Annotated in this window: 13 protein-coding genes and 1 pseudogene; 7 read left to right on the plus strand and 7 right to left on the minus strand. The window is 68.5% G+C overall.

Annotated features, from left to right (window positions below):
- Positions 1–34: 34 nt before the first annotated feature.
- Together ACTWPT_RS33865 and ACTWPT_RS33870 are read right to left on the minus strand one after the other, a co-directional pair.
- Positions 35–1,051 carry a zinc-dependent alcohol dehydrogenase family protein gene (locus tag ACTWPT_RS33865; protein ID WP_443181573.1) on the minus strand — a complete coding sequence of 339 codons (1,017 nt, stop codon included), beginning with the start codon at positions 1,049–1,051 and terminating at the stop codon, positions 35–37.
- A 37-nt stretch (positions 1,052–1,088) separates the two neighbouring features.
- A complete protein-coding gene (locus ACTWPT_RS33870; RefSeq protein ID WP_443181574.1) occupies positions 1,089–1,253 on the minus strand; it encodes a hypothetical protein in 165 nt (54 codons plus the stop codon).
- Between the two features lie 437 nt (positions 1,254–1,690).
- Between ACTWPT_RS33870 and ACTWPT_RS33875 the strand changes: the two genes are divergently transcribed.
- A complete protein-coding gene (locus ACTWPT_RS33875) occupies positions 1,691–2,551 on the plus strand; it encodes a helix-turn-helix domain-containing protein (RefSeq protein ID WP_443181575.1) in 861 nt (286 codons plus the stop codon).
- A 253-nt stretch (positions 2,552–2,804) separates the two neighbouring features.
- Here the strand turns inward: ACTWPT_RS33875 and ACTWPT_RS33880 are convergent, their stop codons facing one another.
- Genes ACTWPT_RS33880 through ACTWPT_RS33890 form a run of 3 tightly spaced genes read right to left on the minus strand, consistent with a single transcriptional unit; the run spans position 2,805 to position 4,542 of the window.
- Entirely contained in the window at positions 2,805–3,089 is a 285-nt protein-coding gene (locus ACTWPT_RS33880; RefSeq protein ID WP_443181576.1) for a zinc-binding dehydrogenase, read from the minus strand.
- Positions 3,043–4,146 (minus strand): low temperature requirement protein A, encoded by a 1,104-nt coding sequence (locus ACTWPT_RS33885; RefSeq protein ID WP_443181577.1) that lies wholly within the window; start codon positions 4,144–4,146, stop codon positions 3,043–3,045. Before ACTWPT_RS33885 ends, ACTWPT_RS33880 begins: the two co-directional genes overlap by 47 nt.
- 6 nt (positions 4,147–4,152) lie before the next feature.
- Complete coding sequence (locus tag ACTWPT_RS33890) at positions 4,153–4,542, minus strand: nuclear transport factor 2 family protein (RefSeq protein ID WP_443181578.1); 390 nt, start codon at positions 4,540–4,542, stop codon at positions 4,153–4,155.
- A 232-nt stretch (positions 4,543–4,774) separates the two neighbouring features.
- Here ACTWPT_RS33890 and ACTWPT_RS33895 point away from each other — a divergent pair, with 232 nt between their 5' ends.
- The 4 genes from ACTWPT_RS33895 (at position 4,775) to ACTWPT_RS33910 (ending at position 8,666) form a co-directional block, all read left to right on the plus strand.
- On the plus strand, positions 4,775–5,761 hold the full coding sequence (locus ACTWPT_RS33895; protein WP_443181579.1) for an amidohydrolase family protein: 987 nt from the start codon (positions 4,775–4,777) through the stop codon (positions 5,759–5,761).
- Positions 5,762–5,840: 79 nt separating this feature from the next.
- Positions 5,841–6,536 carry a type 1 glutamine amidotransferase domain-containing protein gene (locus ACTWPT_RS33900; RefSeq protein WP_443181580.1) on the plus strand — a complete coding sequence of 232 codons (696 nt, stop codon included), beginning with the start codon at positions 5,841–5,843 and terminating at the stop codon, positions 6,534–6,536.
- Between the two features lie 136 nt (positions 6,537–6,672).
- Complete coding sequence (locus ACTWPT_RS33905; protein ID WP_443181581.1) at positions 6,673–7,548, plus strand: helix-turn-helix domain-containing protein; 876 nt, start codon at positions 6,673–6,675, stop codon at positions 7,546–7,548.
- A gap of 149 nt (positions 7,549–7,697) precedes the next feature.
- Positions 7,698–8,666 (plus strand): aldo/keto reductase, encoded by a 969-nt coding sequence (locus tag ACTWPT_RS33910; RefSeq protein WP_443181582.1) that lies wholly within the window; start codon positions 7,698–7,700, stop codon positions 8,664–8,666.
- Positions 8,667–9,317: 651 nt separating this feature from the next.
- On the opposite strand, the gene ACTWPT_RS33915 is transcribed toward ACTWPT_RS33910, so the two are convergent.
- Positions 9,318–10,100 carry an alpha/beta fold hydrolase gene (locus ACTWPT_RS33915; RefSeq protein ID WP_443181583.1) on the minus strand — a complete coding sequence of 261 codons (783 nt, stop codon included), beginning with the start codon at positions 10,098–10,100 and terminating at the stop codon, positions 9,318–9,320.
- Between the two features lie 131 nt (positions 10,101–10,231).
- On the opposite strand from ACTWPT_RS33915, the gene ACTWPT_RS33920 reads away from it, so the two are divergent.
- Complete coding sequence (locus ACTWPT_RS33920) at positions 10,232–10,879, plus strand: TetR/AcrR family transcriptional regulator (RefSeq protein ID WP_443181584.1); 648 nt, start codon at positions 10,232–10,234, stop codon at positions 10,877–10,879.
- Between the two features lie 349 nt (positions 10,880–11,228).
- Here ACTWPT_RS33920 and ACTWPT_RS33925 read toward each other — a convergent pair whose 3' ends face one another.
- A complete protein-coding gene (locus ACTWPT_RS33925; protein WP_443181585.1) occupies positions 11,229–11,684 on the minus strand; it encodes a MarR family winged helix-turn-helix transcriptional regulator in 456 nt (151 codons plus the stop codon).
- A 79-nt stretch (positions 11,685–11,763) separates the two neighbouring features.
- Here ACTWPT_RS33925 and ACTWPT_RS33930 point away from each other — a divergent pair.
- A pseudogene (locus tag ACTWPT_RS33930) lies at positions 11,764–12,429 on the plus strand (SDR family NAD(P)-dependent oxidoreductase); the annotation flags it as partial.
- Between the last annotated feature and the right edge of the window lie 102 nt (positions 12,430–12,531).

Here is a 12,531-nt window from a genome sequence, read left to right on the forward strand (position 1 = left end):
TGCTGGCCGTGCCCTCCTTGCCCCAGGCTTCAGGTCAGGGACGCAGCAGTGCCTTGATGGCGCGGCGCTCGTCCATGGCCTTGTAACCTTCGGCGACCTCCTCCAGGGGCAGGGTGAGGTCGAAGACCTTGCCCAGGTTGATACGGCCGCTGAAAACGCGGTCGATCAGGTCGGGAAGGTAGGCGCGCACAGGGGCGGGGCCACCGCGCAGACCGACGTGGGAGAAGAAGAGCTGCTGGCCGTCGATCTGCACGTCGTGAGGCATCCCGACGAAGCCGACGTTGCCGCCGGGGCGGGTGGACAGCAGGGCCTGGTGCATCGACTGCTGGGTGCCGACGCACTCCAGGACCGAGTCGGCGCCGACGCCGTTCGTGAGCTCCGTGACGCGGGCGACGCCGTCCTCGCCGCGCTCGGTGACGATGTCGGTGGCGCCGAACTCCAGGGCCAGCTTCTGACGGGACTCGTGCCGGCTCATGGCAATGATGCGTTCGGCGCCCAGTTCCTTTGCGGCGATGACGCCGGACAGGCCCACCGCGCCGTCACCCACGACCACGGTCGTCGAACCGGGCTTGACCTCGGCCGCTCTGGCGGCGTACCAGCCGGTGCCCATGACGTCGGACAGGGTCAGCAGGCTCGGGATCAGCTCCTCGGCCGGCTGCTGTGGGGTGGCGACCAGGGTGCCATCGGCGAGGGGGACGCGGACGTACTCGGCCTGGCAGCCGATGACCCACTGCCCGTGCTGGCAGGAGGTGTGGTAGCCGGCCCGGCAGATCGGGCAGATGTTGTCCGAGGCCGCGAAGGAGCCGATGACGAACTGGCCGGGCTTGATGATCGATACGTCGCTGCCGACCTCCTCGACGACGCCGACGTATTCGTGGCCGATCGGCTGCGGCTCGGCGACCGGGTTGATGCCCCGGTAGCTCCACAGGTCCGAGCCGCACACGCAGGTGGCGACGGTGCGAATGACCGCGTCCGTCGCTGCCACGATCTTCGGCTCGGGGGCGTTCTCCACCCGGATGTCACCGGGCGCGTGAATGATGGTTGCTCGCATGATGCCTTCCCAGGTCTTTCTCAGGTCTGCCGCGGCGTCAGGGGCGGGTGCGGGTGCTGATGCGCGGGCCGTTGTACTCCTCCTCGGCGACGTGTTCGAGCCATGTGGCGTCGTCCGTCTCCCACAGCGCGAGGTGGATCATGAACTGGTCGGGCGCGGCACCGTGCCAGGGTTCCTCACCCGGGGGGTGTGTAGACGGCATCGCCGGGGTGAGCATCGATGATCTCGCCGCCGCGGGACTGCACCCGGGGCGATGCCTTCGACGATGTAGAGAGTCTGTCCCAGTGCGTGGGAGTGCCAGGCGGTACGGGCGCCCGGCGCGAACCTGACCATGTTCGCCCGGGCCCGGGAGGGCTCCTCGCCCCGGTAGATGACATCGAACCACACGTCACCGGTAAACCACTCGGCCGGCCCTTCTGCAGTCGGCGACTGCTCCAGTAGTTCCATACCGTTTTCTCCCCTCAGCGAGAGCCGGAGAACAGCCTCCGGCCATTCGAATGGGCGGCTAACGGGTCACGTCATCGACCTTGCCACCATCGCGCAGGCCCCGCACAGGGAAAGGTTTCATCCTGGGAGAGAACTATCCAGGGAGGAAACTCTCCCCCCTTTACTAACGGGGGCAGTGCCAAACTGGTGAGTATGACCAGCAACGCGCATCTCAACGAGCTGGGAGAATTCCTCAAGGCACGGCGCGCCGAGCTCAGCCCCCGTACGGTCGGCCTGCCTGACAGCGGTACGCCGCGTCGGGTGGCCGGGCTCCGCCGAGAGGAGGTCGCCCTACTCGCCGCCATCAGCACCGACTACTACACCCGCCTGGAGCAGGGCCGTATCCATCCGTCCGCGCCAGTGCTGGCAGCCCTCGCCCGCGTTCTGCACCTGGACGACGGCCAACGAGACTACGCGTTCGAGCTGGCCGGAAAGCTGGCCGGGCGGCCGCGGCGGCGCACCGCGCAAAAGGTGCAACCGCAGCTGCATCGACTGCTCGACGACCTCACCGCGATTCCGGGCATGGTATTGGGCCGCAGCATGGACATCCTGGCCTGGAATCCGCTTGCCGCCGCCCTGCTCACCAATTTCGCGAAGGTCCCGGAAAAGAAGCGCAACTATGTCCACATCCTCTTTACCGATCCCGCCATGAAATCGCTGTACGGGGACTGGGATACCGTCGCCCGCACGTGCGTCGCCCATCTGCGGATGCGCGCTACCAAATACCCCGACGACCCTCGCCTGGCCGTCCTCGTCGGCGAACTGTCAGTGCAGAATCCACAATTCCGGCAGTGGTGGGGAGCCCACCACGTGGCCGCCCGCACCATGGGCGCCAAGGCGTTCAACCACCCGGTCGCCCGCACCCTCACCCTCGACTGGGACACCCTCACCTGTAGCACCGACGCCGACCAGGAACTCGTCATCTGGACCGCCGAACCCGGCACGGCCTCCTACGACGGCCTGCAGATCCTCTCCTCCTGGAACGCGACCCCGACGGGCAGCGCGGCCTTGTAGCGACGAGGCTCCCCAGCACAGCACGGCTTCCGCGGCTGTCAACGAGGCCTCCGTCAGCGCCCGACGACCGTCAGCCCCGAGGCTGGTGTCCACGCCGCGCACCCGGCCCTCGCCAGCGCCAGCGTACGGCTCCAATACTCGCACCAGGTCAGGACCCCGCACCGCCGGAGACGGCAAGGCCGGTCGCCTTTATGCGCATACTGCGTCCGGCACGGTCCGGGAGGGAATGGATCGCGCGTCCCTGCCGTGGATTTCACGCCCGCAGGACGACCTTGCCTTGGACATGGCCGGTTTCGATGAGGCGGTGGGCCTGGGCGGCGTCGGCGAGGTCGAAGATCTGGGCCACCTCGGGAACGACGGCTTTCACCGCTGCGAGGTGCGTGATCTGTTCGAGCCAGGCTCGCTCGGTATGCACGGCGGTGGTGGCGATGCGGACACCGGCGGCCTCGGCAGCCGCTCGCAGGCCGTCGGGCGCGCCGGTGAGTGCGAGTTCATGCCGCGGCTTCGACCCGTTGCACGGTCCTGGCCTCCCACACATTGAGGGCGACCAGCACAGCGGCGAGCGCCGCCATCGCGGCGAGCGCCGGCACGCGCCCAGCCAGCGGCACCACGGCCAGGCACAGGGCGGCGGCACTCAGCCGGGCGGTGGAGACGGTGCGGAACATCCGCCACCTGGTGTAGCCGAACGTGGCCAGGTAGAGCGCGGCGCCGCCGAACAGCAGGGCCGCGACGTCGGTGTGCAGGTGCGCGAGCGGGTGCGTGATCACTTCGCCGGTGGCGGCCGCGATCGCGATGACGCCGCCGACGAACGCCAGGTGCCCGTACGGCAGGACCGGCCGGATCACTTCGATGGCAACCTCGGCGGTGCGCAGCGCGTACCGGATGGCGCCGGCTGCGAACGCGAAGTACACCCACCACAGCGCGCAAGTCAGCGCGAAGGCCACGGCGACCGCGGCGAGCCGGGCCGGGGTCAGTGGCTGGTGTCCGGCCACCACACCGGTCTCGGCGACGGACTCGCCGAGCGCGATGATGAGGAACAGCCCGAACCGTTCGGGCAGGTGTGACGGCTCGTACGCGATCCGGGCCATGCGCCGCCGGGCCAAGAACGGGACGGACAGGTCCACCCCGGCCGCGAGCGCCCACAGCGCCATCCGTACCCCGCCGTCGGCCAGGCCGCCGAGCGTGAGCAGCGGGCCGGTGACGAACGCGGCCGCGGTGAAGGGATTGAACCCGACACCGCGGTAGCTGCGCCACATCAGCGCGTAGAGCACCAGACGAGCGGCCCAGTAGCTGGCCCCGAACAACAGACCGCGTGACTCGTACGCCTCCGGCAGCGCCAGGGCCATGAACAGGCCACACAACCCGACGGCGAACGCACCCAGCCGGGCGCGGGTCCGATCGACGTCGTGCAGGTTGGCGTGCATGGTCATGCCCACCCACGCCCAGTAGATCGGAATGAACACCACCAGCGCCCGCGCCGCCCCCGGCCAGGAGTGGTCGGCATGCAGCAGGCTGGACACCTGCGTGAGGGCGACGACGAACACCAGGTCGAAGAACAGCTCGACCCAGGCGACGCGTTTCTCCTGGTCAGGCACCGAGCGTCAGCCGCCCAGGGCGCGATCGACGACGAGGCTGTCGGCGGCCTGCCGCAGCCGGGCGAGCTTGCCGTCGTGGACGGTCCACAGGTGGATGAACCGCACCTGGACGTTCGTGCCCGTCTTGGTCGCTCCCTCGTAGTGCCCGAGGGCGGTGACGTGGTCGCCGTCGGCGTAGAACTCCTCGCCCACCGGGAAGAAGGCATCGAACCGCCCGAACAGCGGACCGAAGAAGTCGTTCACGACGCTGTCGAAGCCGTGGTAAACGCCGCCGCCCGGAAAGCCCGGTGTGATGTCCCAGACGATGTCCGGCGCCATGATCTCTTCAGCGACGGCCGGGTCGCCCTTGGACTCGTACAGGCGGCGGACGACGGCGATGTTCGCAGAGTCGGACATGTCATGCTCCTCGACGGGTTGCAGTCATGTCTCCGCAGCATGGCAGCGCAGGCCAGCCTTGTGAGGAGGACAGTTTCCTCCCTGGATAGCCGGCTCCCAGGATGAAACTCTCCCATTCACGGGCGCCCGGGAGGCGGAAAGACTCAGCGAGAGAATGCGACTTCGGCGCGCCGGCGAATGCGATGTCGAAGCTCGAATTCCCGTATTTCCGGAGGACGACCGTGAGGCGATCATGAAACCAGCCGTGCGCGCAGGCTTCGTTGACGTCCACGCACACTTCGTCACTGATTCCTACGTCCGGCAGGCGAGCGCCGCCGGACACGAACGGCCCGACGGCATGGCCCCATGGCCGTCCTGGTCCGCGAAGGAACACCTGGCCCTGATGGACCGGCACGAGATCGCGACGGCTCTGCTGTCCATATCCTCGCCGGGGGTGCACTTCGGTGACGACGCTGCCGCGCGCCGCCTCGCCCGCGAGGTCAACGAGTACACCGCCGAGCTGGCCCGAGACCATCCGGGCCGCTTCGGCTCCTTCGTGGCTCTCCCGCTACCGGACGTCGACGGCACGCTGGATGAGATCACCTACGCCTTCGACCACCTGGACGCGGACGGTGTGGCCCTGATGACCAACACCCACGGCGTGTACCTGGGCGATCAGCGCCTCGAACCCGTCTTCGCCGAACTCGGCCGCCGGCACGCCGTCGTCTTCCTGCACCCCACCTCACCGCCGAGCTGGGAGCAGACGGCGCTGGGCCGACCGCGAGCCATGGTGGAGTACATCTTCGACACGGCCCGCACCGTGGCCGACCTTCTGATGGAGGGCGTCCTGGCCCGCCACTCCGGCCTGCAGGTCATCGTCCCGCACGGCGGCGGCGCGCTGCCCGTACTGGCCGACCGCATCACCGAGTTCACGAAGCTTTTCCTGCCGCCGCACCAGTCCGCCGCGACCGACGTGGTGGAGCAGCTGCGCCGGTTCTCCTACGACATGGCCGGCACCGCCTTCCCGCGACAGATCCCCGCCCTGCTCGGACTCGTCGATCCGGACCGCCTGCTGTTCGGCAGCGACTACTGCTGGACCCCGCCCCCGGTCACCGACGCGCATGTCGCCGCCATCGACGCCGCCGAGCCCCCGCTGCCGGGCAGCACCTGGCGGTCCCTGACCACGGCCAACGCACGACGCCTGTTCCCGCGCCTGGCCCGCGTGACGGCCCTGGGCTGACGCCGCATCCCCCGGTCGCCACGGCATCCAGCACACCAGCCCCAGACGATCTGCAACCCTACCCTTGAGGAGAAAACCCATGACGAAGATCCTCTTCGTGATCACCGCCGCCGACCACTGGACCCTGGCCGACGGCACCGAACATCCGGCCGGCTTCTGGGCCGAGGAGGCCATCGGCCCGTACCAGGTGTTCAAGGAGGCCAGCTACCAGATCGCAGCAGCGACCCCGGGCGGCGTGCCACCCACGGCCGACGCGCTGAGCCTCACCCCTGAGTTCAACGGCGGCCCCGATGGCGCCGAACGGATGAAAGCCGCACTGCGCCAGGCGACCGAGTTGGCGCACCCGATGCGGATAGAAGAAGCCGAACTCGGCGACTACGACGCCGTCTTCTACCCCGGCGGGTGGGGGCCCATGGAGGACCTGCCCGACAACGCCGAGTCCGGCAAGCTGCTCACCGAACGGCTCGCCTCCGGCAAGCTGATCGCCCTGGTCTGCCACGGACCCGCGGCGCTGCTGGCCACCACCGACGCCGACGGCAGGTCACCGTTCGCCGGCTACCGCCTGACCGCACTCAGCAACGCCGAGGAGATCCAGAACGGCCTGGCCGACCGGGCCAAGTGGCTACTGCAGGACCGGCTGGTCGAGCTGGGCGTGGACTACCGCGAGGGCGAGCCGTACCAGCCGCACGTCGAAGTGGACCGCAACCTGTTCACCGGCCAGAACCCGGCCTCGGCCGTTCCGCTGGCCCAGCACATCGTCAAAGCCCTGAGCTGACCCATGAGCTCTGACGTTGTTTCGGCGGCCTCGGGTGCATGCCCCAGGGCCGCCGAGCCATCCCCCGACGAGCGGTAGCGTGTGCGTGAGAGCATCTCCCCTCACAACGCAGCTATCCGGTACGAGGCTGGCAGTCATGACCCGCGACCCGAACCGCAACGACCTCGGCAAGTTCCTCAAGGCCCGCCGCAGCGAGCTGAGCCCCGGCGACGTCGGCCTGCCCACGAGCGGCCAAACGCGGCGGGTGGCCGGCCTACGCCGGGAGGAGGTCGCCCTGCTGGCCGCCATCAGCACCGACTACTACACCCGCCTCGAACAAGGCCGTATCCAGGCATCCCCCTCCGTTCTGGCCTCGCTCTCCCAGGTGCTGCGCCTGGACGAGGACCAGCGCGCCTACCTCCACGAACTGGCCGGCAGGGATAGACGGCGTCCGGATCACCGTCCCACCCGCTACAAGGTCCAGCCCCAGCTGCAGCGGATGCTCGACGACATGACGCACACCCCCGCCTTCGTCATCGGGCCCCGCACCGAGGTCGTCGCGTGGAACGCCATGGGCGCCGCACTGATCACCGACTTCGGGAAAATTCCGGCCAACCAGCGTTACTACATCCGGCTGCTGTTCACCGACCCGGCGATGCGGGACCTCTACGCGGACTGGGAAGGCGTCACCCGCCTGGCCATCGCCCAGATGCGCATGCACAACTCCACCAACCCCGGCGATCCCCAACTCACCGCCCTCATCGAGGAGTTGTCCGCCCAGTACCCCCAGTTCCGGCAATGGTGGACAGACCACCAGGTGGCCACCCGCGGCACCGGCACCAAACACCTGCACCACCCCGTCGTCGGCGATCTCACCCTCGACTGGAACGCGGTCACCTGGGCCGCCGAGCCGGACCTCCAGATCATCGTCTGGACCGCTGAGGCCCGCACCCCGTCCAGCGACGGCCTGCGCCTGCTCGCGGCTTGGACCGCCGACAACACCGGCCGCACGGCCAGTGCCCGCGTCGGCTGACCTTACCGGCGCCGAACGCCTCCTCAATGTGCACTGAGACGGCCGTGGGCTAAGGACCCGCCCGGCGGGCGTCGTCTGTCCGGGACTGCAGTGCGCAACAAACCGCAAAAGGGCGTCACCCTGCCGCACCATCAGTTGGAGGCAATGAGGTGGAGTACACACGGCTGGGCCACACCGGCCTGAAGGTGAGCCGGATCGGGCTGGGCTGCATGAGCTACGGCAACCCGACCGCCGGCATGCATCGGTGGACACTGGACGAGGACGCCGCGGCCCCGTACTTCCGGCAAGCCGTCGAACTGGGCGTCACGTTCTGGGACACCGCGAACGTCTACCAGGGCGGCACCTCGGAGGAGTTCGTCGGACGAGCGATCACCGGATTCTCCCGCCGCGAGGACATCGTGCTCGCCACCAAGGTCAGCGGAAAGATGCACGACGGCCCCGGCGGCAGTGGCCTGTCCCGCAAGGCCATCCTCGAACAGGTCGACGCCTCCTTGCGGCGGCTGGGCACCGACTACATCGACGTCTACTACATCCACCGCTTCGACCCCGAGACGCCCGTCGAGGAAACCATGGCCACCCTTGACGGCCTGGTCAAAGCGGGCAAGGTGCGCTACCTCGGCGCGTCGTCGATGTGGGCCTGGCAGTTCGCGAAGATGCAGCACGTCGCGGTCATCAACGGTTGGACGACGTTCTCCGCGATGCAGGACCAGTACAACGTGCTCAAGCGGGAAGAGGAGCGAGACATGATCCCCATGTGCCTCGACCAGGGCGTCGGACTGACCCCGTACTCCCCGCTGGCCAAGGGACGCGCGGCCCGGCCCTGGGGCCAACGGACCGCACGCTCGTCCTCGGACGATGTCGCCAAGACATTCGACCGGGACGTCGACAAACCCGTCGTGGACACCATCCAGAAGGTCGCCGAAGCCCGCGCTGTCCCGATGGCTCAGGTGGCCCTGGCCTGGCTACTGTCCAAGCCGGTGGTCGCCTGCCCGCTCGTGGGTGCGACGAAGGCGAACCATTTGGCGGACGCTGTCGCGGCGCTGGAGCTCTCACTCACCGATGATGAGATCGCCGAGCTTGAGGAGCACTACCAGCCGCAGGACAACTACTGGTGGTGACTTCGCCTCAACCGAGGCGGCACTCATCTCACCCAGATCCGCGCAACCGCGCTGACGGGTAGGGGGCCGCCCCAGCCCAGGCCCGCGAGCGCCGCCACCGGGCGTACGGCGTGACGCCGATCTTGTCGATGATCGACGCGTACCGCGAGCGCAGCGGCTCGGACCTGGATGGTCAGCTATGACACGCAACAGCGGCGACGTGGTGGTCTGCGAGCGGGCGGATCGGCATGTCCGCCACGGCCCGGGCGCCCCCGCGCGCATTCGTCCATGACCAGGTCCAGCAGCCCGATGAGGGGCAGTTGCCAGTCGCCATGGGAGTCGATCTGCCAAAAGGCCGGCAACAGCGAGGAAGAAGTCGTCGACGGTCACTCCCGGGCGGCTCGTGCCGGCCTGGTCGTTGGCACGCAGCAGAAGTTCGGCCGCGGCGACCAACGGCGCATATGCCGGTGTCGCCTGGCTATCTGTCAGTGGCCGGTGATTCCCCACTGGCGGCCAGTCGGTGGGGAGTTGTCTGGCCGCCAGTGGTTACGGTGTGTTAGGAGAGTTTGATGGAATCCGGTGCGCCTGGTTGCAGCGGAGGTTGGTCTCAGGTCCCCGCCGATAGGCCGATAGGGGGAGTACGCGACCGACTGACGGGCCCTGTCAGAGGTTTCAGGTCCGTGCGAGGAAGTCGCTGATGAGCTTCAACCACCCTTGAGGGTCTTCGATGAACGGCAGGTGTCCGGTCGGGAGTTCAGCGGTCTCGGCGGTGGGGATGGTGGCGGCGAGCTCTCGCTGAAGGGCCGGGGAGATGAGGGGGTCGGCGGTGGTGACGACGACGAGTGTGGGCACTTCGATCCCGGCGAGGTCGCGGCGGACGTCGATCCTTCGGACCAGGTCGAGCTGGTCGCCGGTGCCGGAGGGGAGGGCGGTCGCGAGCTGCTCGGCGGAGGCGTCGACTTGGGCGGGAGTAAGGGAGTTGAGAGCCGGTTCGCTCAGCGTCATCAGGTTCAGGTATTCGGCAAGCACGGCGTGCGGACCGGTTTCAAACAGGTGCTGCCAGATGGAGGAGACGAGGACGGTGCGGGTGTCGGCGTGCGAGAACGCCGCGCTCAGCACCAGTGAGCTGACGCGTTCAGGGTGACGTGTGGCTAGGCGGATGGCGACGGCTCCGCCGAGTGAGTAACCGCTGACTGCGAAGGTGCCGAGTCCCTCGGCGTCGGCCGCTGCGACCAGCTGGTCCGCCAGCTCGTCGATGTCAAGGGGTCCCTGGGCCTTCGGGGTAGCGCCGGCGCCGGGGTAGTCGACCCCGACGACGGTGTGCCGTGCGGTGAGCCCTTCCATGATTGGTCCGTAGTTGGCCTCGATGCCGCCGCCCGCGCCGTGGGCGAGGAGGAGGCCGGGGCCGGTGCCGCGGCGCGTGCGGGCGAAGGCGGCGAGTGATGGCGTGGTCATCAGAGTTCCCTTTCGTGGTGTCGGCCGGTCAGCCCGACCACTTAGATTTAGCGATCGCTAAAGCTAGTTGACGTCGACGACAGTACCAGAGCGTCTTTAGCGATCGCTACAAGTGGCGGTAAGTTGTAGTCATGAGCAGCAAACACACCCCGGCCAAGGCCGCGTCACGGCGGAGCCGCCGCGCCTTCGACCGTGACCAGGCCCTGGCTGTCGCCCTGCGGGAGTTCTGGACACACGGGTACGAGACGACATCGGTCGCCTCACTCACCGAGGCGATGGGGATCAACCCGCCGAGCCTGTACGCCGCCTTCGGCGACAAGCGGCAGTTGTTCGACGAGGCCATCCAGCTGTACACGTGCACCTACGGATCTCCCCCGCCGAAGGGCCCGGACGCCCGCTCGGGCATCGCCGCGATGCTGCGGCACCTAGCCGCCGACTACACCGACCCGAGCCACCCGCCGGGCTGCATCATCATCACCGGGGCGACCAACTGCAGCCCCGGCTCGCAGGATGTGAAGGCCAAGCTGCGTGCGATGCGCGAGGAAACCAAGGCTTCGATCGCCGCCTGTATCCGCGCCGACGTCGACGCGGGGCGGCTCCCCGCCGACACGGACGCCGACGGGCTGGCGACCTTCTACGCGGCGGTTATCCAGGGGATGAACCAGCAGGCATGCGACGGGGCAGGACGGAAGACACTGGAGCGTGTGGCCGAGACAGCGATGGCGGCCTGGCCAGAGGCACCACACCCACCAACCGAGCCCGAGCGTAACCAGGAGTGACATCCCAACTGGCCGTACGTGGGGACTTCCGACCGGCCGCTGACAGCTACCAGCTCGATCGTCCCCATCATGGCCGGCATGTGCTCGGCGACGACCTCGGCCGGAGCGTGCATCGTCAAGCAGTGTGGCGACGGCATTCTCCAGTGTGGCACGCAGGTGCGAGCCGAGCTCGGCCACGGTGGGGTCGGCCTGGTCGGCGGCGAGCGCGCTGGCGGAGGGCCGGCACCCGCCGCAACCTACGACCCAAACCGTCGTTTCTGCTGCTCGCGTAAACATGTCGGGTCTGCGGCGGATGCCGCCACGGAGACCCCGTACCCCGGCCTGTACCGGCAATGATCGAGCTTCGGCGTCAACCGTCGCGAACCGTCTCGGCCACCCGGGCGAGCAGCGCCCGAAGCTGAGCGCTTGCGTCCGGACCGAGGTCATCGGTGATCTGCTGCTCGACCCCGGCGATCACCACGTCGGCGGCGCGCAGCGCTTCACGTCCGGCGTCGGTGAGATGCAGCTCTTGCACGTGCCGGTGGCGTGGGTGTTCGCGGCGTTCGAGCTGGCCGCGGCCCTCCAGTCGGGCTACCAGTGACGCCACCGCCTGCGGGGTCACGTTGAGGCGGCGGGCCAGCTCGGCGCCGGTCAGCCCCGGTTCGTGGTGCACCGAGATCAGGAGCGAGTAGTGCGCCACCGCCATGTCCAGCGACCGTAGCCGCTGCTCCTTCAGTGCTTGCACGGCCAGTTCCGTGCGGCGCAGCGCCCAGGTCACCCGGTCCAGCGCATCGATCGTGACCAGGTCTGCATCGTTTTGCCTCACCCTCAAAGCATACGACACTTCACATCTATCAAGCGTTTGACATCAAATCAGCGTTTGATGGCGCCGACCGGCTCAACGACCGGCGCAGGAACTGCGCGCCAGCGGCGCCGACATCGAGGTACTACCCGCCGACCTCGCCACCCACGACGGCATCATCGCCGTCACCGACCGGCTGGCCGCCAGCGACGTCCGCATGCTGATCAGCAACGCCGGCGCCAGCGGCTACGCCCCGCTCACCGATGTCGACCCGGCCGACATCGACCGTCTGCTCACTCTCAACGCCGTAGCCCCCATCCGGCTGGTCCGCGCCGCACTTCCCGGAATGCTCACGGCAGGCGAAGGCACGATCGTCACCGTTGCCTCTCTGCTCGCCTTCAGTGCAGGCAGCATGGAGCCGCCGCCCCGGCGTACGCTGTACGTCGCCGCGAAGGCCGCCACCTTGGGCTTCACCCGAACACTGGCCTGCGAGCTCGCCGGCACCCCGGTTCGTGTCCAGGTAGTGTGCCCCGGCGTGGTGGCCACGGAGTGGAACAGCGGAGCCAGCCGCACCATCCCCTGGGCCATGTCGCCTGAGGACGTGGTCTCGGCCAGTCTGGCCGGGCTTCGCCTCGGCGAGACCATCTGTGTCCCTGGCCTGGAGGATCAGGCCGCCGCCCTCGACGCCTTGCTCGCCGCAGAAATCGCCCTGTTGACCGGTGGAAACCAGCCCACCCTCGCGGCCCGCTACACCGGCCCGCGAGCATAGGACAGCCGCAACTGGCGGATCGGCGCGAAAGGCCGCACGGGTGAGCCGCACGCAGCCGACCCGCCCCACCGCATAGCAGAGCTCATGGCCATCAAACGCTTG

Origin of the sequence: Nonomuraea sp. 3N208 (genome assembly GCF_052245935.1) — a bacterium.
Lineage (GTDB): Bacteria > Actinomycetota > Actinomycetes > Streptosporangiales > Streptosporangiaceae > Nonomuraea.